Consider the following 23,678-nt stretch of genomic DNA (forward strand, 5'->3'; position numbering starts at 1 on the left):
TGTGATCTGCTTGTGCAGCTGCCCGCCCGACAGGAGGCCCGGCCATGGATGACGAAATCAGTTGCCGTGATGTGACGCCGCTGACCCTGCACGCGCTCAGCGTGGGTGAGGGTATTCTTGCGCTCTGCCCTTTGCCGGGGGCGGGAGGTGATTTTCAGGGGGATATGGCGCATCTGCATGACTGGCAGCCGGGGTTGGTGATTTCGATGACCACCGATGTGGAACATCTTGCCGCAGGTGCCGCGAGTCTGGGGCAGGATATTCAGGCCATGGGTTGCCGCTGGCAGCATTTGCCGGTGCCGGACTATGCACCACCAACGCCGGATATGCTGAACCAGTGGCCCGGGATCAGCACCCTTGCACGCCAGGCACTGCGCGGCGGAGGGCGGGTTCTGGTACATTGCCGGGGTGGCTGTGGCCGGTCGGGGATGGTGGTGCTGCGGCTGATGATTGAGGCGGGCGAGCCGCCGGATCAAGCGTTGCAGCGGTTGCGGGCGGTGCGGCCCTGTGCTGTCGAGACAGAGCCGCAGATGCATTGGGCCGTGACCGGCGCTGGCCCCTAGGCCGGTTCGGGAACCATAGGATTTGTCAGCACTTGCGCCAGGGCGCAGGGACGGTGTGGCAATGTGCTTGCGACAAGGGGAAAGTCCGCTTGGGCTGGGGCCAGAAAGGCATCGGCAAATCTGTCCAGCGCCGAGATTTCTGCCGCAGGGGGCACGTCGCAAAAGACGCGAATGCGGTGATGGCTGGCGACAAAACGTGCGTCGCAGGTCCGGGGGCAGCCCTCTAGCTTGCTTTCACCGCTGAGCTCAAATTCAGGTGTGGTTACCGGGCGGGCCTTGTCCAGCGCCCCGGTGAGGGCGGTGACCATACGGGCCAGGGCCGGGCAGGGGCCCCCTGTATGCAGGCAAAGGCTTTGGCTGGTGCGATCGGCATGGCCTTGGCCGATATCGCTGGGTGTTTTGCTGCGGGCCGGTTGCACGGCCGCTTTGGTTGATGTCGCTGTCATAATGCGCCCTCCGCGCGGGGCAGGAAGGCGCGAGAGGGTCAGCATTTTCCCTAGGCGATGATCGCCTATCCAACGCTGACACCCGCCCGGACTCCCCGTCCAGTTTCGAGTTTCCATGCGATGGCAGGTCTCCTGACTTGCGGGTCGTTGCGGGTTCGGTCCTTCCCGGCTGGGGCGTGCCCCGTGCCAGTGGTTTATCCGAAGCGCTCACCGCCTACAGTTGCGGGGGCAGTCGTGGAATTGGCAAAGGTATAAAACCCATGCCGCACCACGTTCCCTTTTCATCCCGGACACAAAATCATGCGCCTCGAGAACCATCCCTTCACCGCTAACGCCGTCAGGGATGAGTCGTCAATCGCCATTTGCAGTGGGGCAGGAATTGGCGGCGCTGACAGGATGGCAGAGCTGACGTATTTGGACCTAGGCGGTATGGTTCAGCCGGTCTTCGGTAAGGCTGGCAAATTCCGCCACCCGGTGGCGAAAACGGCGGTTGACCTTGGCGCGGGCCAGTTTCAGGGATTGCAGCAGCAGTCGCCCTGACAGGGTCTTGGCCTTTAGCTTCACCTTGACCGAAATGCGGGTGCGCTTTGGTGACAGCGCCATAAGTTCGATCTGGCCCTGACCTGTCAGGCTGTTGCTGTCGCCGTTCAGGCCAATCAGTGTTGCTGGCTCATAGGTGGCAAGTTCCAGGTGGACTTCGCGTGGCTTGCCGCGAAAATCTGCCCGCAGATCCCAGGCCAGGCCAACCTGCGGCGTGCTGTCGTTGCTCAGCCGCTGGACTTCGATGCCACGCCGGATCGCCGAGCGTTCGAAATTGCCAAAATCAGAAAGTGCGTCAAAGACGTCAGAGAGGGGCGCATCGACGTCCTCTTTGCTTGATAATTCCATGCTATGCCTTCTGGCGCTTGGCCAGCCCTCAGGGTGTCTTGTCGAATTTTGATGGTAGAATCATCTTCTTAATCCAAGGTGTCTGCAAGCCAGTTTTCCAGAAGAAAATGCGCAATTGAACCTTTTCTCGCGGCATGCATCTTTGGGTGGTCGCCAGCGAAGACCGTCATCATCTCTTGGCGGCTGACCCAGAGCGCATCTTCGATCTCTTTGGGGTCAATGGTGATGTCGCGGCTGGTGGCGCGCCCCTGGCAGCCAAACATCAGGGACATGGGAAAGGGCCAGGGCTGGCTGGACAGATAGCCAACCTCGGCCACGGTGACGCCGGTCTCCTCCAGGACTTCGCGCCGCACGGCAGCCTCTAGCGTTTCGCCGGGTTCAACAAATCCGGCCAGCAGTGAATACATCCCGGCAGGCCAGCCCGGAGAACGGCCCATCAACACCTCTTCGCCCTGGGTGATCAACATGATGACAACCGGGTCGGTACGGGGGAAATGTAGCGCCTTGCAGTCCGGGCATTGGCGTTGCCAGCCGCTCTGGGTGATCTGGGTTTTGCTGCCGCAGCGGGCGCAGAACGGGTGCGATTGATGCCAGGACAGCAGCGCCTTGGCGGTGGCGGCCAGTTCGGCCTCCAGCGGGGTGAGCCGGGCCATGATCCGGCGCAGCTCGGCAAAGACATGGCCGGTTGGCAGGTCGGGATGCTGCTGCTCGCTGAGATCGGCAAAACTGGCCAGTGCCATTTCGTCCAGTGCATCAGGATGCCAGTTGCCCAGATCGCAGGCAAATAGATCAGCGCCGCTGGGATCCGCCCCCAAATACAGGGCGCTGTCTTGGTAGGCCGCAGCCACAGGGTGGTCTGTGTCAACCCAGGCCAGGCCGTCCGGGCCGCGCGCCGGATCCGAACGCTGGCTCAGAACCTTGCCGCGCCAGGTTAAAAGAACCTGCGTGGTTGCAGCGCCCCAGGCCTGGGCCAGCGCGGTGGGGTCTTCGCGCAGCTGTGCTTTGCGATCTAGCCTGCCGCCACCACCAAAGGTTACCTGTTCTGCACGTTTCATTCCTTGCCCCCTGTGCTGGCCTGTTGTGCATTGTGATGCCCCCTTGTGGCGCGAAAGGCCAGCCGATCTGACATAAAATTCGCGCAGGTTCCGCGTTTTGGGCGGTTCTTGCCCGTTCCGGTCTGTCTTGACTTTGGGTGTTTGGCGGCTAGCTGACCTGCAACTTGGCGACATTTTATCTAAGATGGGGCATTTGGTGCCTTTGCAAACCTGCGAAACGCTGATTCAAAGGTGAGACCCCTCTCGGGGGGGCGGATAAAGCACGGATTGGAGCGGGCAGTGACAGCTGCGAATTCAGCGGTATGACAGCGTTTACGGCATCTACATCTGTAGGTTCTGACCTCTTGGATGAAGGGGCAGAGGAAGGCTCTGGCCTATTGCGCATCCTTGCGACAACCGATCTGCACTGCAACCTGCTGAGCCATGACTATTTTGCTGATCGCCCCGATCCGGGTGTTGGCCTGTCCCGGATTTCCAGCCTGATTGGCGAGGCGCGCCGCGATGCGGAGGCCTGCGGCGGGGTCGCGCTGCTGCTGGACAACGGTGATGCCCTGCAGGGCTCTCCGTTGGGTGAGGCAGCGATGCCGGCGCCGGATGGCAGCTCGGGGGATGTAACCACTGGGCCCCATCCTTTGATGGCGGCGTTTGCAGCGCTAGATTACGATGTGCTTGGTCTGGGCAACCATGATTTCAATTTTGGCCTGCCTGTCTTGAAGGCCATATTGCGCGATGCCCCCTGTGCGGTGGTCTGCTCCAATATGCACCCGGTTGTGCCGGGCCAAGACCTGCCCTTTGTCAAAACATGCATACTGGAGCGCCGGTTTGCGGCCCTGCCGGATGCGCCACCGGTGCGGGTGGGCGTATTGTCGGTGCTGCCGCCCCAGACGATGATCTGGGACGCGCATTTGTTGCAGGGGCAGGTCCGGGTGCAGGATATGGTCCAGGCTGCCACCGTAAGCGCGGCCGAGCTGCGCGCGCAGGGCTGTGATCTGGTCGTTGCCCTGGCCCATACCGGGGTGGGGGGGGCGGATGCGGTGCCGCAGATGGAAAACGCCCTGCGCCCCATTGTGGCCACCGCAGGCATTGATGCGGTAATTGGTGGACATACCCATCTGGTCCTGCCGGACCCGGCGCAGGCCTTTGCCAAGCCGGTGGTGATGCCGGGCGCGCATGGCTCGCATCTGGGGCAGATTGATCTGCAGCTGACCCATGGGCGGGATGGGTGGAAGATCAAGACCTGGAGCGCCTGCGCCAAACCGATTTCGCGCCGCGATGCCTGGGGCAAGCTGACGCCGAAGGTGCCCGAGGACGCAGAGTTTGTCGCGACCCTGGCGGAGGCCCATACCCAGACACAGGCCCGCATGAAAGAGCCGGTTGGCCATAGTGCCGAAGCCTTGCATTCGTATTTTACCTTCTTTGCCAAGGACCACGGGCTGGCGCTGTTGTCCTGCGCCCAGATGGCGGCGGTGCGGCCGATGTTGCAGGGCACTCCGGCGGGCGAATTTCCGCTGTTGTCAGCGGTGGCGCCGGGTAAATTTGGCGGTCGTTCGGGGCCGGAAAGCTATACCGATATTGCTGCCGGGGATCTGTGTATGCGCAACGTCGCGGATTTGCAGGTGTTTCACAATGCCATCTGGGTGGTGCAGGTCAGCGGTGATCAGCTGCGCGATTGGTTGGAGATGTCGGCCGGGTTGTTCAATCAGGTCGCTCAGGGGGCGCGCAATGTGGACCTGGTCAACCTCGACCGGGCCGGGCATAATTTTGATGTGATCTTTGGTCTGGAATATGAAATTGACCTGTCTCAGCCGCCGCGCTTTTCGTCGTCCGGGGTGTTGATCAACCCGGAAGCGCGCCGCATCCGCAGGCTGCGGTGGAACGGTGAACCCGTCACTGGCGCGCAACAATTTGTAGTTGCTACAAGTAGTTATCGGGTCAGCGGCGGTGGGAATTACAAGATGGTGCAAGAGGCGCAGCAACTGCATCTGCCCACGGTCAAGATCCGCGATGCCATCTGTGATTATGTGTCGGGCCGCCTGCCAAAAGACGCGCTGGAGCAGGCCCCCTATCCCTGGCGGCTGGCGCCGATGCCGGGGGCGCGGGTGGTTGTCTTCACCGGGCCGGTTGCCCGCAATCACCTGGCAGAGTTGCCTGCCGATCAGGTGGAAGATCAGGGCGTGACGCCAAATGGTTTTCTGAAACTGCGCCTCAAGCTTTAGCGTCAGTACCCTTGTCATTGCTGGGATCTCCGCCTATATCGGGATTCGAGAGGTTGGCGCGGGCAAGCGCCTCGCCAACCTGGTCAGGTCCGGAAGGAAGCAGCCACAACGAGCCCCGCTTGGGTCGATGTCCAACCTCTCACCTTATCCCCTGCTAAGTCATTGATGATAAATAAACGCCTTGCAACCAAGGCCGTATGCCCGTTTTGTTGTTACAACATTGGTTACAAACGGGGGGTGGTGATGACCGGTAAAATCAAAAATATGGTCAACCGTAATGGCCGTTATTCTGCCCGACTGGTTGTTCCAAAGGATCTGCGCGGAATTGTTGGAAAAACGGAGTTGCGGACCCCTCTTGGTGGGGATTTTAGGGCGGCCGTCAGACTTCTGCCTGGGGCTGTTTCCCAACTTCAGAATCGGATCGCAGTAGCAGAGCGTCAGGCAAAGCCGCCGCGTGCCCAAGTGCGTTACCCCTTGGCGCCTGATCAGATAGCGCATAGCCATTACGCACAACGCTTGGCCTTTGATGATCAGCTTAGAAACGATCTGCGCTATGCTAGTGTTGGAATTGATGATGTTCTGGTAAGTCGGTTGCGAATGGCGATTGCAGGTCGAGCTGATGATGATGAACTGTCCGCGCTTGTGGGCGCTCAAATCGAACGTTTTCGGCTAGTCGGAAATCTTGATGCTGAGGCAGGCAGCCAAGAGTGGCGTGTGATTGCACGTGCACTATGTAGTGCAGAGCTAGAGGCGCTGGCACGGGTCGCAGAGCGTGATGAAGGTGACTTCAGTGGTCAGCCTACTACACCTATCATCAAGGACGCACAGCCGCCGGAGGATCTTTCTCAATCGGTGAGCGTGAAACAGCTTTGGAGCGACTATGTGGTCAGGCGCCAAAAGCTTGGCTACATGCGTGACGGCGGTCGGAGGCAGGTGCTCGCCGTGGACAGTCTTATTTCGTTTTTACGCCATGATGACGCCGCCAAAATTTCTAAGACAAATATGACTGAATGGTTAGACTATACGCTTACTCAAAAGCATCCTACGACAATCAGCAAAGTCTATCTGCCGACGATCCGTAGTCTGTTCAAGTGGGCGGTAGAAAAGGAGCTGATAAAGGAGAATCCAGCTTCTGATATCCGCTTGCCTACCCTCAAGAAAACCCAAACCCGCGAGCGCGGTTATACAGACAGGGAAGCGCTTAAGGTTCTTATGGCAACTCAGAGTTACAGGCCGAAAACGTCGCCCAAGGGCAAAACGCTGGAAGCTCCGAAAACAACTGCAGCGAAAGTGTGGATACCTTGGCTGTGCGCTTTTTCCGGCGCACGGGTGGCTGAAATCGCTCAATTGCGGCGTGAAGATTTCCGAGAAGAAGATGGTGCGCATGTTGTTCGAATTACGCCAGATGCAGGGGGAACCAAAACGAGTGGATGGCGTGATGTGCCATTGCACCCGCAGATCGTCTCGCTTGGCTTCCTCAGATACGTGGACACCATCCCGAATGGTCCGATATTCCATAATGCTACCAAGCCGACAGATTATCTGCGTCATGCAAAAAAGATGGCCAACCGTGTTGGTGACTGGCTGCACGAAGAAAACCTCGTTCCGCCTGGTGTTCAACCATCGCATGGTTGGAGGCATCGATTTAAGACCGTAGGCAGAGAGCTGGAAATACAAGATCGTGTGTTAGACGCGATCCAAGGGCACGCGGCGCGAACCTCTGGCGGTGACTATGGCGATGTGACCCTGAAGACTAAGGTTGAAGCGATCAGTAAGATGCCAAAATACGACTTGGATTGAAATCGACGTCTTGATGGCGTGGAGGACGTTCTCCCGTGATTGAGAGGTGTTTGATCGTAGAGTGTAAGATCCCATCTTCCGCTGCACAAACCCCATGCTGGCCGTTGCTATAACAGAAGTATGCAGCATGCTGCGTCACATCTGAGAGACCTGAAATGACCAAAAAACCACATGCGGACACACCCTTGGCACAATATATCGAACGCCGTGTTCTGGAACTGAAACCGAAGAAATCCCAAGGGGAAATTGCAAGCGAGGTAGGTTTCCCAAACCCCAACATGGTGACCATGATCAAAAATGGCACAAGCAAGTTGGCCCTGGATCGTGTGCCGTCGATGGCGCGCGCCCTGGAGTGCGATCCGGCATATCTTATGCGGTTGGCATTGGAGCAGGCCGTGGGAGATACTGCCGCGCAGGCCATTGAGGACATCTACGGCACGCCCATCACCGAAAACGAGTTGGGCTGGCTGGAAGAGATCCGCGATGCCTCACGCAATAAGAACCCTCGCCTGACCACTAGGTCTCGCGCGGCGCTCAGGGCGGTCTTTGGGGGATGAGTAGTATGGCCGAAACAGACCCCATCACAGAAAATGAACGTGCCTGGCTGCGCTTTCTGCGCGATGTGAGCAAAGGCACTGACCCTGCTCCAACACTGCGGCGTGTGCAACTCCTGCGGCGCATCTGCGGCCTCAGGTGAGCCGCTCACTACTACACCGCTTGGCGCTGGCGAGGAATGGCTGAATGTCTTCGCCTCGCCAGCTACCTGCGACCACTCTGCCAATATACCTAGTTACGCCCCCATCATTTGACACGATAGCTTAGGAAGCACAGAGTCAGGCAGTGCCATAGGAGGAGATGGAAATGCACGACAATTGCACAAATGACATGGTGATTGCGGAACATAGGATGCGCACCGAGTTGGCTAAGATGCTATCCGGCCCTCACCGCGTAAGTATCAGTTCAATTTTGGTGCCAACCCTCTGCGCAGTAATCTTGATGGCGGTGACCGCCGCATTGACGGCCTTAACGATCTGAGTAGGAATTTTCAGGGCATGCTTTTGTGGATAAGCAGGGTTAGCTATTCCGCAAACGCTTTAAGAAAGCCGCAGCGATGAGTGGACCATGCATTGGCTTCGCCGGATCCCGATTACGTCGATCAAAGGTTGCGTAAGGTTGACAAAGGTTTACATCGGACGCCGCCAAGCCTGATCTATGTAAACCTTTTGATGCCCAAAACGCGCAAAAATGGGCCAAAAGGTTTCCCTAAGGTTTACATTAAGTTGACAAATCCGAGCCTGAAAACAAAAAAAATGAGATTATGTAAACCTTTCGCGCCGGTGTGCCCAGTAAAACAAGGGTATTGAAAATATCCCAGCCCTTAGATTTTCGGTTTCGGTAACGCGCGGGCCTCGCTTAGGGGCTAAGAGGGATAGGCAATTTCCCCAAAAAACTTGAGCGCATAGATAATACGGTGGCGTAATGCATGATGGGGCTGACAGATTATAACCAATTTCGGATCGTCCAGCGGAGCTTACCTGTCCGCCCGCGATCCTCTGTCGCATCTCTGTCCGGGCCGCCCAGCCCTCCGCACCCAGTGCTTAGAAGCTTGCCTCTTGGCCGCTCTATAGGCGGAATCACCAGATCAATCTGTATGGCCTACAAGAGACTATGGAACAGCTTGTTCCATCAGCACGTTGCAGACAACGGCCCATTTGCTACGACTCGTTGCTGTTCAGTGCGATCCGCGCCGCATTTTGGCGAAATTCATCCGTCCGCACCCTGGATTTGAACACTCTCAGCCATGGCTGGTGTTGAGCTATCACGAGGGTAGCCAAAGCTAGAAAAAATCATACATTTCCCTGTGCGGTCCTACTCAACAATTTTGGACGCAATTCGGGTATGGGTTAACTCTTCCTCGACCAGTGCGTAAATCTGATCCGGTGGTGTTTTTAGGGAATATAACATCAGGGATGGATCTATGCCCATTTCAATAAGGTATTCCATGGTCGCTCCCTGCCCAGCTTGGATGCTCTCGACTGCAAACACAACTGGCATGAGTTTTGGTTGGTCGTAGTAATGCTGATGCAACCCGACAATAGCTCGGCGCGAGACGATTCGCTCTTCTCCGCCGGCCAGAATGTAGGGGCAGCTTGACATACAATGCGCACCTGCAAGCACTGAGGATGAATGCCCTTTATCGCGCATTTCGCGCCCTATCTGAAGCGCCTCAAAGACCAACCCACCTGGGCTGTGCAGCGCAATTAAATCCGGGGCTTCTTTCATGCCTGAAAGGTGAGCTTTGAAACGTGCGGCGTCACCATCTTGAATGCTTCCCGACACAAGCAGAACCGTGCCAATGCCATCCACAAGGGATTCAGAAAAATTGAGCCTATCCGGAAAAGCTTCTGGCATCGGTAGATCAAGTGGGTCGTCAATATTCAGTAAGCCGGGGTTTGTCCGATCGGTGCGATACTGTCGTCGTTGGTCACCAGGCGACACAGGTCCCGTTGGCAATTCAACATTTTTCCGAAAGGGTTTCGGGAATGTTGCGGCGAGATCTATTACCAACAAGAAACCTGCCATCACAAGCTGTGCAAGCAGGACGAACCGAAGCCCCCTGCGTGGGTCGGTTTTGGGAATGAGGTGCATCATGAGGCGTCGGTTTTCTCTGATTTCCCACCGGAAATCCGCTCTTGAATAACCGCATCAGCAGCACCCATGGTCATTTCAACATCCTTCATAGCGCTGATCGCAGCCTTTAAGTCGGCCAACGTAAGCGTCTCTTCAATGCTAATACCATCACGTCCGTTTCGAATGGCGGCCTGGGTAATCGCCAAAACAAACACAAGAACGGCAGGTAGAAGGTCAATCGCAATAGCGCCGGCCCAAGAGGGCACAAAGTTATGCGCATATCGAATTACTGCATCAGCGCTAGAGATCGGATTGTAAGCTGTTTCGATGGGCGGTTCCATCTCTAGAACATCTTCAGCGGCGTTTTTCAACGTTCGGCTACGTTGGTCCAAAGCATCCAAAACAGATCCGATTGTAGCGGATTGCGCGTCACGAACCGTGGTGTTGCGACCATCAAGTTCGGGAAGGACTACCGAAGCTGGCAGATCCTCGGCCGCCCGAACCACCAAGGATGCCACACTGTATTGGTTGAGTTGAGACAAAACACCCGCCAGTTTGACGCTTTCCTCGGAGAACTGCACGGATCTTCGATCTACTGGACCTGGCGCGACAGTTAGCTCTCGCATCCGTGCCAGAATTTTATTACCGTCTTCGAAGGCTTCCTCAATCAAAGGCTGTTGTGAGGATATCTGATCCTCAAGGTTTCTAAGTTCTTCAGATTTTTGCGTCAGAACCCGAAACACAGCCCCACGGCCAGCGGTTCCGGACAGAGAGCCAGACTGCTCCAGTTCCGCCAGCTCTTCAAAGCTTTGGCGAGCTCGTTCTACATCACGGCCAAGAGCCTGACCACTTAGAGCGATGTCGTGCGCTTGTTCGAGAGCTGACTGATAGTCACGCACGGTGTTTTCGAGATGTTGCTCCACGGCAGCGGATCCGGCAAGTGCAGCCGCATTCAGCCAGCTCGACATAGCGATAATCGCAATTGAGCCAACCATCGTGGAAATGGTCAATCCAATAAAGCCCCCCGCAGAACGCATGGATGGCAACAACCGCAGCATATAGCTCCAAAATACGAAAATCCCAACGGAAACGGCAATCGAATAGGCAACTGCTGCAAAGAACGATACAGCACCATTGTCTTCCAGAAGTGACGACACGCCGAGGTAAGTATAAATGCCCGAAGCAATGGCGAGAACACCCAAGGCAGCCGGCGTGAACGTATCGAGCCATGCAAGATGACCTTCGAGTTCTTTGGCTGTGCGGAGGCCTTTGGCTTCCTCGGCCGTCAATCGGCCTTGCTGATTTGTCATATCTGGCTTGATGCCCCCGAGTTTATTTCCTTGCGGCCACACAAATCCGGAGTCCAGCCGTAGGAATATCGTGGCATCAAAAGAAAGTTGAGCAGCCCCACCTGTGTGGTCCAAATTGAAAGCTAATGCATGATTGACCTATGGTCCATAGGACGATGACCTCTGGTGCAGGTAGGTGGTCAGCACGGACCTGCTTGCCGTATGTATCCATCGTCCCAACAGGACCCGCAAAGGGCGACGTCAACGCAAGTCTGACCAGACATTTTGGTAGATATCGGTGGTCATTCCAATAGGGCGCACGAAGTCCTAGAAAATGCGCATGGGTGCGATGGGGATGCATTCTGGCGCCACCGTATTGCGGCATTTGGAACCTCCCATTCTGAATGCTACCCTAATCATTGCCCCTGTATCAGAACAGTATCTGCTGAACCTCGCTGCGTTGCGGCCCTGCCAATGCTTGATTGTGGCTATCAAATAGCCGTTGAGAGAGCCAGAGGTGCGCGTTACACCTCTGGCTGCTCCAAACCTTCAAAACAACACTGGAAGCGGCCAGAGCCCCCACCCGGCCTGGCGCTGTGCGCTGATGAGAGCAGGTTTCACCTGGATGTTCAGTGCCGCGGCAATTTCTTTTGGTAAATTTCTGCATCTGAGGTCATGGGCGCTATAATGCTCGATAGAACAATGAATTTTCAGGAACCGTTCACATGAAAGATTGGGCCACCACCAGCCGGAACTTCGGGGGGCTACCGCCATACAGACGCATGCGCCATGAACTTCGCGCCAAGCTACTAGATTACGCATTCACCCACTTCATCACCCTAGCATCTAACTATCAGTCGCTGAGCTATCCGCGCATGCGCGCTTTGCTTAAAGAGTGGGATGCGCGCGTGAACCGTGAAATTAACGGCCCCAAGTGGGCCAAGCGGCCGGACGAGCGGCTGGTCTGGTTCGCATTCCCGGAAAAGATGGACGTGAACCCCCACTGGCACGTGATCGCCGAAGTGGATCCCTGTATCACTTCTTCCACTCGTGCCGAACGGACGCGTCGATTGCCCGAGATCGGGCACATTCACTGGCAGAGTTTGGTTCCACAGGGATCTTTTGACTGCCAGAGCGTTGAATCTCCGGGAGTTATCGAGTATATTACCAAAGTGAGCGCCGAGGAGACGCACTTCGAGAAATTCGTCGTGTTCCGGGAATTCATTAACATCTAGGTGACCGCCAGAGGCCTGTCTGCAACGCTACAGGTGATCAGCAACTTCCTTTACAGGCTTACTCCTGCACGGCCTTCAATCTGGCCGTAATGGCTTTCTATGGCCCAAAGGAAACATCATCGACCACCCCCACATAACAATAGATAAATTACAAGACTTGGCTGAGCGCCGACCGTAGGGAGGTGCTCCTCGGACTGAGAGAAGCCGAAGGCTGAGCGAGGGAGAAGGCTTATTAACTACCCAAGCCGAGACGGGCTTACTCCTTGATGTGCGCTAACGTCACAAAATCAGCCCCGGAACGCATGCAGTTCACGCATGCTGATATCCATAATATGACATAGGCCGACGGCTGGGTCTGCTCTTCGCGGAAAAACGGTTTTTGCATCTTCCGTTTCCTTGTTTGGAGAGCAGGCAAACTTTATTACACCAGCTTTTCGCGGGGCACGTCACCTCTTGTAAACATTGCACATTCAAGTCCTCACGATAAGGTGTCCTGAAACAAAGGAATTTTGTTAGAGAGGCTTGAGCTTGCGGATCATCGATAACACGACCACTCTTCTTGGCGACGACTTGAAGCAAGAGCTCTCCCAGGGAGCAAAATTGCGGGTGGCTGCAGGATGTTTTTCCATCTACGCCTTTGACGCTTTGAAGGCAGAATTGGAAGATCTGGCTGAATTCGAGTTCATCTTCACATCGCCCTCATTTCTGCCTACCGGTGCGATCGATAAAATCAAGAAAGAAAAGCGCGAATTTTTTATTCCGAAAACGGAGGCATCCGGTGCCCTGTCTGGCAGTGAATTTGAAATTCAACTTCGCAACAAAATGACCCAACGCGCCGTCGCCCGAGAATGTGCAAATTGGATTCGCCGCAAGGCTAACTTCAAGTCCAACTCCACACCCGCACCTATGCAACAGTTTGCTCATGTCGACAGGCAGAAGAACGGAGTTGCCTATATGCCCCTGTCCGGTTTCACAGCTGTGGACCTCGGGTATCAGCAAGGTGATGCGATTTCTAATTATACCCAAGTGATGGATGAACCGCAGTTCGCCCAGAAATATCTAAGCCTTTTTGATCAAATTTGGAGCGACGAAGAAAAGGTCAAGAACGTCACGGACGAAGTGCTCGAGCATATCGAAGCTGTTTATCAGGAGAACCCCGCCGAACGTGTATACTTCATGATCCTATTCAACCTATTCAGCGACTTTCTGAACGAGATAGATGAGGACGTCCTACCGAAAGACCGCACCGGGTATCAGGATAGCTTGGTCTGGAAAAAGCTCTTCAACTACCAACGAGACGCCGCTGTCGGCATCATCAACAAGCTTGAGACCTACAATGGCTGCATTCTTGCAGACAGTGTAGGGCTTGGTAAAACTTTTACCGCCCTCGCAGTCGTCAAATATTACGAGCTTCGCAACAAGGACGTGCTTGTTCTGTGTCCCAAGAAGCTCGCGGACAACTGGCGGAACTACAATGCAAACCTGACCACCAACATTTTTAACAAGGACCGGTTTCGCTATAACGTCCTGTCCCACACCGACCTGTCACGGACGTCTGGCGAGTCCTTTGGGATGCGTCTTGATCGTGTGAATTGGGGGAACTACGATCTTGTTGTCATCGATGAATCCCACAACTTCCGGAACAACGATGTCTATAAAGATAGGGAGACCCGTTATCAGCGGCTGATGGAGAAAGTCATCAAGGCGGGAGTGAAAACCAAAGTTTTGATGCTGTCGGCCACCCCAGTTAATAATCGTTTCACAGACCTTAGAAACCAGTTAGCCTTAGCCTATGAGGGGCATTCAGACGCGCTCAGCAAGAACCTAAAAACTAAGACTAGCGTAGAGGAAATTTTCCGCCGTGCTCAGGCGGCATTCAATGTGTGGTCAGATTTGGCTCCGGAGCAACGAACGCCGGCGTCGATCCTCCGGGCGCTCGATTTCGATTTCTTCGAGCTGTTAGACGCTGTAACAATCGCCCGTTCACGCAAACACATTGAGACCTTTTACGATACCGCTGACATTGGAACTTTTCCGACGCGGCTAAAGCCTCTGTCTCACCACCTACCCATCACCCATCGACCGGATGTGATCGGGTTCAACGACATCTTTGCGCAGCTAAGCGCACTTAAGATGGCTGTCTATGCGCCGGTCAACTACATTCAGCCCAGCAGGTTGAAGAAATATGAAGACCTTTACGATACGAAAACCGAAGGTGGCAAAGGCACGTTAAAGCAGGCGGACCGCGAGAAAAGTCTGCAGGCTTTGATGACGACAAACTTGCTCAAGCGCCTGGAAAGCTCAGTCTACGCTTTCTGCAAGACCCTTGGCGCCCTTTCCGGAAATATCGGACGAACTTTGGAAGCTATAGATCGATTTGAAGCTTCTGGAGGTGACGGGCTGGTTGCTGATTTGGATGTCAATTTCGAAAACGCCGCCGAAGAAGACGACGATTTCGCAGACTTCTCTGTTGGCAAGAAGATCAAGATTGATCTGGCGGACATGGATATCAAAGCGTGGAAACACGAACTGGTTGCGGACAAGATCATTATCGACGGTCTTATCGGAGAAATGGAACGCGTAAAGCCCGCAGATGATGCGAAACTTCAGCACCTGATCGCCGAAATCGAAGGTAAGATGGCCAAGCCGTTGAATGATGGTAACCGTAAAGTTGTCGTTTTCACAGCCTTTGCGGATACAGCCAACTACCTTTTCGCCCAACTTGCTCCACATTTCGCCGAAGCCCAGAACATCCATACTGGAATTGTCACCGGCTCGGGTGGCCCCAGAACGACCCTAAAGAAAACGTATGACTTCCAATCTGTCCTGACCCTCTTTGCGCCGCGCGCAAAGGAGAAGGATAAGATCATGCCCGACGATCCGGCAGAGCTGGACATTCTCATCGGCACCGATTGCATTTCGGAAGGGCAGAACCTTCAGGACTGCGACTACCTCATAAATTATGACATTCACTGGAACCCGGTGCGCATTGTCCAACGCTTTGGTCGGATCGACCGGATCGGCTCGCCTAACACGCAGATCCAGCTGTCAAACTACTGGCCAGACATTAGCCTTGATGAATACATCAACCTCAAGGAGCGGGTCGAAAATCGGATGCACATCGTTGATATGGCGGGCACGGGTGAAGACAACGTGCTGACTTCCAAAAGCTCGGATGTCGCCTATCGCAAGGAACAACTTCAACGCCTACAGGACGAGGTGATCGAGCTGGAGGACGTCAAAACCGGCATTTCAATCACTGACCTGGGGCTCAACGACTTCCGGATGGATTTGCTGAACTACCTAAAAACACATGACGACCTGCCCCGTATGCCGAATGGCCTACACACGGTCGTGCCTGCCGATCCGCAACGCGGGCTGGTGCCTGGGGTAATCTTTGCGTTGCGCAACCTTCATGACAGTGTCAACGTTGGCCAACAAAATCGCCTGCATCCCTATTACCTCATCTATATCGGCGAGGAAGGGCAGATCGTGGCAGACCAAACACAAGTGAAACGGTTACTCGACCTGATCCGCAAGGGCTGCAAGGGAAATACCATTCCGTTTCGCGAACTTTGCGCCGCCTTCAATGCCGAAACCCAGGACGGGCGCAACATGGGCGCCTACTCCGACCTACTAAATGACGCGATCCGGTCGATGATCGAGGTAAAGGAAGAACGCGACATCGACAGCTTGTTCTCGGGCGGGCACACCACCGCGCTGACGCAGACGATTGCGGGGCTTGAGGATTTTGAACTGATTGCCTTCATCGTGGTGCGTGCCGAATGACTGCTCTCTATCAATACCCACCCCAGACGGCGCTGAAACGGGTGATCCCAAAAACGCGTATCTATGACGGGACCAAGGCCAGCACCGCACTGCGTGAACGGTTCGTGCGCGAGGTGGACCAAATCGTCTGGGTGCATAAACTCGCGCCCGAGACGCTGAACCTGCCTGCCACGGCCGCTGTGCCGGAGATTCAGGTATTCCGCCTGACGCTCAAGGGGGACAGCCTGCATGACGATATATTGCGCGCCATTGATCGCTCCATTCCCTTTCCGGTAATGTTTGAGCTGCTGGCGGGGGAGCGGATTCAAGCTGCCTCCGCGTTCAAGCGCCCGTCTGATGCCGTCACAGGAAAATGGGTGGTGTCCGACCATATGCGCGGGGCATGGACTGCACGTGAGGCACCGCGCAGCCCCCTCCCCGTGGCGGTGACGCTTGGCGCGCTTTACGAGGGGATGTTATCGCCGCTGATGCTTGTCGCCCCTGTCGCGGGGGAGGATGTGGAGAGCAGCCTTGCGCGCGGGGCTGAAATCAAGGCAAAAGAGCGTGAGATTGCGCAGCTTCAATCCAAGCTGAAACGCGAAAACCAGTTTAATATCAAAGTGACGTTGCATGGCCAACTGGCCGAGGCGCAAGCGGAATTTGAGCATATGAAGACGCCGAAAGGCGGCGGTAAGGGGACACCATGAGTGATGACATCGAAAAGCTGAAAATGCACAGCCCCGACCTTACCCAAGACAATATCGCCAAGATCCGTGCCCTCTTCCCCGGCTGTGTGACCGAGGCGGCGGGGGAGGATGGCGCGCCCACGCTCAAGGTCGACTTTGACCAGCTACGACAGGAATTGTCGGATAGCATCGTGGAGGGGCCGCAGGAACGTTATCACCTGAACTGGCCGGGCAAGCGCGAAGCGCTGATCACTGCCAATGCACCAATCGCCAAAACCCTGCGCCCCTGCCGTGAAGAGAGCGTGGATTTCGACACCACGCAGAACCTGTTTGTTGAGGGCGATAACCTTGAGGCGCTCAAGCTGTTGCAAGAGACTTATCTGGGTAAGGTCAAAATGATCTACATTGACCCGCCGTATAATACGGGGAATGATTTTGTCTATGACGATGATTTTTCCGAAAGCACGGCGGAGTTTTTGGAGCGGTCGAACCAGACAGATGAGGCTGGGAACAGGCTGGTAGCGAATACGACCAGTAATGGGCGGTTTCATTCGGACTGGTTGTCGATGATTTACCCGCGTTTGAAACTTGCGCGGAGTCTGCTTTGTGCTGACGGTGTGATTTTCATTAACATCGATGATGGTGAAGTCGGAAACCTGCGTAAAGCTGCTGATGAAGTCTTCGGAGAAGAGAATTTAATTGCAAATATTATCTGGCAAAAGAAATACACGCGCGCAAACGACGCGCGGTGGTTTTCCGATAATCATGATCATATCCTCTGCTATGCACGTGATAAACAGGGCATGTCCCTGAACCTACTTCCAAGAAATGAAGAGCAGCTTGCAGCGTATTCCAACCCTGATAACCACCCGAAGGGTCCGTGGAAAGCGACCCCACTACACGCCAAAAGTGGCACAAATACAAATAGTTTTACATTCGAAAGTGGCGTGACATGGACGCCACCAACGGGGACCTTTCGTCGCTTCAATGACGAATCCATGAAACGGATGGAGCAAGAGGATGCTATTTGGTTTGGTTCTAACGGTAGTCAAATGCCATCGCGCAAGAGCTTCTTGTCAGAAGTGAAAGCGGGCGTCAGCCCTGTGACCATTTGGCCTTACGATGAAGTCGGCCACAATCACGAAGCGAATAACGAAGTGAAGGCATTAGGGTTAGGGGGGCTTTTCAACAACCCCAAACCTACAAGGCTACTGGCGCGAGCGATGGTGCTTGCCACTGGTTCTGATGACATCATTCTTGATTTTTTTGCCGGATCGAGCACCACTGGCCACGCCGTTTTTCAACAAAACGCTGACGACGGATTGAATAGGAAAGTTGTCTTAGTTCAGCTGCCAGAGCCCGTCGAAGAGAGCAAGCCTGCTTACAAAGCAGGCTACTCCACAATTTCCGACCTTTCCAAAGAGCGCATCCGCCGAGCAGGCGCAAAAATCCTCGAAGGGGACACCCACCCCGACTGGAACAAGGACGTGGGCTTTCGCGTGCTGAAAATCGACAGTTCTAACATGACCGATGTCTATTACACCCCCGATGCCACCACACAGGCCGACCTGCTGACCCGTGTGGACAACATCAAGGAGGGCCGCACCCCAGAGGACCTGTTGTTTCAGGTGTTGCTGGACTGGGGCGTCGACCTGACCCTGCCTATTACTCGTGAGACGCTGCACGGCAAAACCGTGTTCTTCGTCGCCGGCACCGCCCTTGCCGCCTGCTTTGATGATGGCGTAGACGAGGTGCTGGTCAAAGACCTCGCTGCCCGTGCGCCCATGCGCGTGGTGTTCAAGGACACCGGCTTTAAGGATGACGCTACCAAGATCAACGTGAAACAGATTTTCCAATCCCTGTCCCCCGACACAGACGTCAAAGCCATCTGATGCCTCCCCCCGTCTGTCATAGTGCGCTGCGCCAGAAGCTGACCGAGTTGATCGACACCTGGGAAAACGAGGTGGTCGAATTCAAAGAAGTGTCGAAGGACTTTGATACCGACAAAATCGGCCGCTATTTCTCGGCACTGGCGAATGAAGCAAACCTGCGTGACGCAGATGCCGGATGGCTGGTGTTTGGTGTCAGCAACAAGACCCGCAAGGTCACCGGCACGCCCTATCGGCAAGATGCCGAGCGGTTGCATAGTCTCAAGCACCAGATTGCCCAAGGCGCCGACCCGACAACCACATTCCGTCAGCTTCATGAAGCGGATATAGACGGTCAGCGCGTGGTGATGATGGAAATCCCGCCCGCCCCGCGCGGTATCCCGATTGCGTGGCAGGGGCATTACTATGCGCGGTCGGGCGAAAGCCTCGCTCCGCTCAGCCTTGCTAAGCTGGATGAAATCCGTGCCCAGACGGTCACAACGGATTGGAGTGCGCAGCTGGTCGAAGGGGCGACACTGGAGGATCTGGATCCGGTGGCCGTTGAGCGCGCGCGCAGCGATTTCTCCCTGAAACACCAAAACCGTATTTCCCCCGAAGAAGTGCGCGGCTGGTCCGTCGCCACCCTGTTGGACCGCGCCAAGGTCACGCAACGCGGTCAAGTCACTCGCGCGGCTTTGCTGTTATTGGGTCGTGCTGAGAGTGCCTACCTATTGTCCCCGCATCCCGCACAGATCACATGGAAGCTGGTAGGGCAGGAAAATGCTTATGAGCATTTCCTCCCGCCGTTTCTGTTAGCGACATCACAGCTGTATCAACGGATCCGGAACATTCAGCTACGCCTGCTGCCCGATGATGAGTTGCTGCCGCATGAGGTATCAAAATACGATCAAAAGGTCGTGCTGGAGGCCCTGCACAATTGCATCGCCCATCAGGATTACCGCCTGCATCAGCGGATCATCGTGACCGAGAAGCCTGACCGACTGGTATTCGAGAACGCAGGCCGGTTTTTCGAGGGTATGCCAGAGGATTATGTGCGCGGTGACAAATCACCCCGCGGCTATCGCAACCCCTATCTGGTGCAGGCGATGGTCGAGCTGAACATGATCGACCAGATGGGCTACGGTATTCAGCAGATGTATGAGACCCAACGCAGGCGTTACCTGCCGATGCCGGATTATGAAGTATCTGATGATGCGGTCGAGATGACGATCTATGGTGGGGTGGTTGATCCCGCCTATACGCGCGTGCTGATGGAGAACGGCGGACTGCAACTGGTTGACGTGCTGGCGCTGGACCGCGTGCAGAAGGGGCTTGAAGTGCCGGACGCTGCGATTCAGGCGCTGAAGCGGAAGAGGCTGGTTGAAGGCCGCAAACCACGGTTCCGGGTGTCGGCTGCGGTCGCTGCGGCCTCATCCAAGAAAGTGGATTACATCAAGCATCGTGCGTTCGAAGAGCAACATTATGCGGATTGGATCGTGCAGTATCTACGTGAGTTCGGCACCGCCTCACGAAAGGATGTTGATGATCTACTCTGGGATAAGCTCAGCGATGCGCTGGATGAAACGCAGAAGAAGAATAAAATAGGTAATATTCTCGGAAGCTTACGGCGCAAAAAGGTGATTATCAACGCTGGCTCCAAGGCCGTGCCATCATGGAGACTATGCGAATGAAACGAGAACACTTCACGAAAGAAGTTACGAAAGAAACACGGAATTTACGAAAGAGACTGCCATGAAGATCAAGTTTAAGGCGCAGCTCTACCAGACGCAGGCCGTGGAGGCCGTAGTCGATTGCTTTACAGGCCAGCCCCGTCAGGACCCACTGAAATACACCGTTGACCCCGGGGCAGCAGCACAATCTCAGATGGAGGTTGAAGGCTTTGGCAACGGGGCGATCAAACTAACCGAAGATGGATTGCTGGACAACATCACAAAGGTTCAGCGGCTAGCGATGCTGCCGGTTTCAGACAGCCTGACCTACTTTGCGGATGACAAAGGCAAGAAAAAGCCTGCCAGCTACAAACCCGGTGCGCGGATCAATCTGGATGTCGAGATGGAGACAGGAACGGGTAAAACCTATGTCTACATCAAGACGATGTTCGAGCTGCACAAGCGTTACGGCTGGTCGAAGTTCATCATCATGGTGCCCAGTGTGGCGATCCGTGAAGGGGTGGCAAAGTCGATCGAGATGACTGCCGAGCATTTTCAACAGGAATACGGCAAGAAGGTTCGTTCGTTCGTCTACAATTCGAAACGGTTGCACGAGCTGGAGAGCTTTTCTTCTGACTCGGGCATCAACGTGATGGTTATCAATGTGCAGGCATTCAATGCGTCCGGCGCCGATAACCGTCGGATCTATGATGAGTTGGACGACTTTCAATCGCGCAAACCGATTGACGTGATTGCCAAGAACCGGCCCATCTTGATTTTGGATGAGCCGCAGAAAATGGAAGGGCCGGCAACGCAGAAGGCATTGCCGAAGTTCAACCCATTATTCATTCTACGCTATTCTGCGACCCATCGCACTGTTCACAACAAAGTGCATCGGTTAGACGCCGTGGATGCGTTTAATCAGAAGCTGGTCAAGAAGATACGTGTCCATGGCGTAGAGACGAAGGGGTTAAGCGGCACCAATCCCTATCTCTTCCTGCACCGGATCGAAACATCCAGTTCGGCCCCCGTGGCATTCGTTGATATCGAGGTAAAAACCAAATCCGGCATAAAACGCGTAGCCCGCAAGCTTGAGCAGGGGCGCAATCTCTTTGACATGTCCAAAGGGTTGGAAGTCTATCGCGGCTTCACAGTCAGCAATATCGACGCGCGCGATGATACCGTGCATTTTACCAACGGTGACGTCCTGCATGCCGGTGAAGCATCAGGCGATGTGACCGAGCGAGATATCCGTCGGATTCAGATCCGCGAAACGATTACCGCGCATCTCGAGCGCGAACAGGTGTTGTTTGCGCGTGGTGTCAAAGTTCTATCACTCTTCTTTATCGACGAGGTCGTGAAGTATCGCGACTACGATCAGGATGACGATAAAGGAGAATACGCCCGTGTGTTCGAAGAAGAATACGCGCAGGCGGTCGCAGCTTTGTTGAATGAGTTGCCGTTGGAGAATGTCGAATATCGCAAACACCTTGAGGGGATAGATGTTGGGAAAACCCACCGTGGCTACTTTTCCATCGACAAAAAGGGGCGAATGAAAGACCCAAAAGCGGCTGCGCGGGGAGAGTTGGCCGGGCAATCGACCGAACCCAGCGATTATGACCTCATACTGAAGGATAAAGAGCGTCTGCTATCCTTTGAAGAGCCTACACGGTTTCTCTTTTCCCATTCCGCCCTACGTGAGGGATGGGATAACCCCAATGTCTTCGTGATGTGCATGCTCAAGCATAATGAAAGTCAGAACACTCTTTCTCGGCGCCAAGAGGTCGGGCGTGGTCTACGAATTGCAGTTAACCTGAACGGCGAAAGAATGGACCACCCGGCCACAGTGCATGACATCAACGTGCTTACCGTTGTCGCATCCGAGAGCTACAAAGGGTTCGTAGCAGGGCTGCAGAAGGAAATTTCCGAAAACCTATCTGCCCGGCCTCAACTGGCTGACGCCGAGTATTTCGAAGGAAAAACGCTGAAGACAGGCGATCTGGAACTGGTGCTGGACAAGCCACTTGCGAAAAAACTTGAACGGTTCCTGATCAAGAACGACTACGTGGATGACGATGGCCACATCACGGAAGCCTACCATGCAGCCCGAAAGTCCGGGACACTGCTTGATCTGCCTGAGGGTTTGGAAGCCCACAGCGATGCAGTCTTCGCTTTGATTGATACGGTATTTAACAGTGCTGCCCTAAACGACATGCTAAGCGATGGTCGCGTGCCGAAAAAAAACAGGCTGAACAGTAATTTTGAGCGCAAGGAATTTCAGGAGTTGTGGCGGCGCATCAATCGCAAGGCCGTTTATCAGGTCGATTTCGACAGCACGGCGCTGGTGAAAAGCTGCATCGACCGACTAGAACGAGATTTGCAAGTGGCACCGCTCCAATATCTGGTGACTGAAGGCAGTTTGTCTGACGATGTCAGCGACGAAAGCCTGCGCGCAGGCGACGCCTTTATTCAGGGGAAATTGCGCACAGAAAGTGGGACCAGCGCGCGGTCACGGGTGTCCTACGATTTGATAGGTGCGATTGCAGAGAGCACAGATCTGACCCGGAAAACCGTGGGCGATATTCTCGGAGGTATTCAGGTTGCAAAATTTGGTGAATTCGCAAAGAACCCCGAACAATTCATCGCTGATGCATCGCACATGATCCAAGAGCAAAAAGCCACTGCGATTATAGAGAAGCTGACCTATGACGCGCTGGAAGATCGATTTGATTCAGAGCTGTTTACGGCAGGAGAAACAGGTAATGACTTCAAGAAAGCAACCGAAAAGCTGAAAAACCACGTTTATGATTACGCGATCGTCGACTCGCAAGTTGAGCGTGAATTTGTCAAGGACCTCGACACCAGCACCGAGGTGATCGTTTATTCAAAGCTGCCCCGCAGCTTCCTGATTCCTACACCGGTGGGAGATTATAATCCAGACTGGGCGATCGCGTTCAAAGACGGGGGCATCAAGCATCTTTATTTTGTCGCTGAAACGAAATCTGACCAGCCCTCGATGAAGATGAGAGAGCTGGAGCAAACCAAGATCAAATGCGCACGAAAATTCTTTGACGAGATTGGCCGACGTATCAACGAAGATCAGGTGAAGTATGATGTCGTAACCAGTTATTCGGATTTGATGGCGCTCGTTAAGGATGTCGCTTGAGAATATTTTTTAAAAAGTTCTGATGCATGTTTTAAGCCCCTCGGGAGCGAAATGGCCCGGCAAACTGGACAGCGTGCTAAGATGTATCCAACACGGACGACGCATGCCCCTTTGAAAAGCATTTTGTGATGACATGAAGGGGAAAATCACGGCTTTGCTTCAGGGGCAGCCTCAACAAAAGTGGCTCAGTCCTCCATCACCAGTCGTCGATTCCGCCCTTGGCGGGCGACCGCCTGCCTTGTGACCTGAGCCCCTGAATTTCCTCCAGTTTTGTGTAGAGTCCGCCCAACCGAAGGACGGACAAATGAAGACGAGATTCACGGACGAACAGATCATCCAAATGATCAAGGAGCAGGAAGCTGGCGAGAAGACGGCTGACGTTTGCAGGCGCTATGGG

At 54.8% G+C, this 23,678-nt stretch carries 16 protein-coding genes, 1 other RNA gene and 1 riboswitch; of the genes, 12 read left to right on the forward strand and 5 right to left on the reverse strand.

Annotated elements, in window-relative coordinates; genetic code table 11:
* The first annotated feature begins 44 nt into the window (after positions 1-44).
* The gene (locus P2081_RS10875) at positions 45-563 is read left to right on the forward strand and encodes a protein-tyrosine phosphatase family protein (protein WP_278922883.1); all 519 of its coding nucleotides are present in this window, start codon (positions 45-47) and stop codon (positions 561-563) included.
* On the opposite strand, the gene P2081_RS10880 is transcribed toward P2081_RS10875, so the two are convergent.
* From P2081_RS10880 to nudC, 3 genes are all read right to left on the reverse strand, one after another.
* Entirely contained in the window at positions 560-1,009 is a 450-nt protein-coding gene (locus P2081_RS10880; protein ID WP_278922884.1) for a hypothetical protein, read from the reverse strand. The genes P2081_RS10875 and P2081_RS10880 overlap by 4 nt on opposite strands.
* A 105-nt stretch (positions 1,010-1,114) precedes the next feature.
* A riboswitch (cobalamin riboswitch) is annotated at positions 1,115-1,343 on the reverse strand.
* An 86-nt stretch (positions 1,344-1,429) separates the two neighbouring features.
* Complete coding sequence (locus P2081_RS10885) at positions 1,430-1,897, reverse strand: SRPBCC family protein (RefSeq protein WP_278922885.1); 468 nt, start codon at positions 1,895-1,897, stop codon at positions 1,430-1,432.
* A gap of 68 nt (positions 1,898-1,965) precedes the next feature.
* Positions 1,966-2,952, reverse strand: coding sequence for an NAD(+) diphosphatase (gene nudC, locus P2081_RS10890; RefSeq protein WP_278922886.1), 987 nt, complete (start codon positions 2,950-2,952; stop codon positions 1,966-1,968).
* 302 nt (positions 2,953-3,254) lie between these two features.
* On the opposite strand from nudC, the gene P2081_RS10895 reads away from it, so the two are divergent.
* The 4 genes from P2081_RS10895 to P2081_RS10910 all read left to right on the forward strand — a co-directional run bounded on the left by P2081_RS10895 (position 3,255) and on the right by P2081_RS10910 (position 7,525).
* Positions 3,255-5,168, forward strand: coding sequence for a 5'-nucleotidase C-terminal domain-containing protein (locus P2081_RS10895; protein ID WP_490363268.1), 1,914 nt, complete (start codon positions 3,255-3,257; stop codon positions 5,166-5,168).
* Between the two features lie 46 nt (positions 5,169-5,214).
* Positions 5,215-5,313: signal recognition particle sRNA small type (ffs, locus tag P2081_RS10900), an RNA gene on the forward strand.
* A gap of 98 nt (positions 5,314-5,411) precedes the next feature.
* Positions 5,412-6,968, forward strand: coding sequence for a DUF6538 domain-containing protein (locus P2081_RS10905; protein ID WP_278922888.1), 1,557 nt, complete (start codon positions 5,412-5,414; stop codon positions 6,966-6,968).
* A 155-nt stretch (positions 6,969-7,123) separates the two neighbouring features.
* Positions 7,124-7,525, forward strand: a complete 402-nt coding sequence (locus tag P2081_RS10910) for a helix-turn-helix domain-containing protein (protein ID WP_278922889.1) — start codon at positions 7,124-7,126, stop codon at positions 7,523-7,525.
* A 1,312-nt stretch (positions 7,526-8,837) separates the two neighbouring features.
* On the opposite strand, the gene P2081_RS10915 is transcribed toward P2081_RS10910, so the two are convergent.
* Positions 8,838-9,620 (reverse strand): COG3904 family protein, encoded by a 783-nt coding sequence (locus P2081_RS10915; RefSeq protein ID WP_278922890.1) that lies wholly within the window; start codon positions 9,618-9,620, stop codon positions 8,838-8,840.
* Positions 9,617-10,909 carry a hypothetical protein gene (locus tag P2081_RS10920; RefSeq protein WP_278922891.1) on the reverse strand — a complete coding sequence of 431 codons (1,293 nt, stop codon included), beginning with the start codon at positions 10,907-10,909 and terminating at the stop codon, positions 9,617-9,619. Before P2081_RS10920 ends, P2081_RS10915 begins: the two co-directional genes overlap by 4 nt.
* A 704-nt stretch (positions 10,910-11,613) precedes the next feature.
* On the opposite strand from P2081_RS10920, the gene P2081_RS10925 reads away from it, so the two are divergent.
* From P2081_RS10925 to P2081_RS10955, 7 genes are all read left to right on the forward strand, one after another.
* A complete protein-coding gene (locus tag P2081_RS10925) occupies positions 11,614-12,123 on the forward strand; it encodes a hypothetical protein (RefSeq protein WP_278922892.1) in 510 nt (169 codons plus the stop codon).
* A 528-nt stretch (positions 12,124-12,651) separates the two neighbouring features.
* Complete coding sequence (locus tag P2081_RS10930; RefSeq protein WP_278922893.1) at positions 12,652-15,912, forward strand: helicase-related protein; 3,261 nt, start codon at positions 12,652-12,654, stop codon at positions 15,910-15,912.
* A complete protein-coding gene (locus P2081_RS10935) occupies positions 15,909-16,598 on the forward strand; it encodes a DUF4391 domain-containing protein (RefSeq protein WP_278922894.1) in 690 nt (229 codons plus the stop codon). The genes P2081_RS10930 and P2081_RS10935 overlap by 4 nt, the downstream gene beginning before the upstream one ends.
* Positions 16,595-18,469: a site-specific DNA-methyltransferase gene (locus tag P2081_RS10940; RefSeq protein WP_278922895.1), complete on the forward strand. Its 1,875-nt coding sequence runs from the start codon at positions 16,595-16,597 to the stop codon at positions 18,467-18,469. The genes P2081_RS10935 and P2081_RS10940 overlap by 4 nt, the downstream gene beginning before the upstream one ends.
* 47 nt (positions 18,470-18,516) lie before the next feature.
* The gene (locus P2081_RS10945; RefSeq protein ID WP_278922896.1) at positions 18,517-20,136 is read left to right on the forward strand and encodes an RNA-binding domain-containing protein; all 1,620 of its coding nucleotides are present in this window, start codon (positions 18,517-18,519) and stop codon (positions 20,134-20,136) included.
* 61 nt (positions 20,137-20,197) lie between these two features.
* Positions 20,198-23,281 (forward strand): type III restriction-modification system endonuclease, encoded by a 3,084-nt coding sequence (locus tag P2081_RS10950; RefSeq protein ID WP_278922897.1) that lies wholly within the window; start codon positions 20,198-20,200, stop codon positions 23,279-23,281.
* A gap of 304 nt (positions 23,282-23,585) precedes the next feature.
* On the forward strand, positions 23,586-23,678 hold a 93-nt coding region (locus P2081_RS10955), incomplete at its 3' end, for a transposase (protein WP_278922910.1).

Source organism: Pseudophaeobacter profundi, from assembly GCF_029697505.1.
Classification (GTDB): domain Bacteria; phylum Pseudomonadota; class Alphaproteobacteria; order Rhodobacterales; family Rhodobacteraceae; genus Pseudophaeobacter; species Pseudophaeobacter profundi.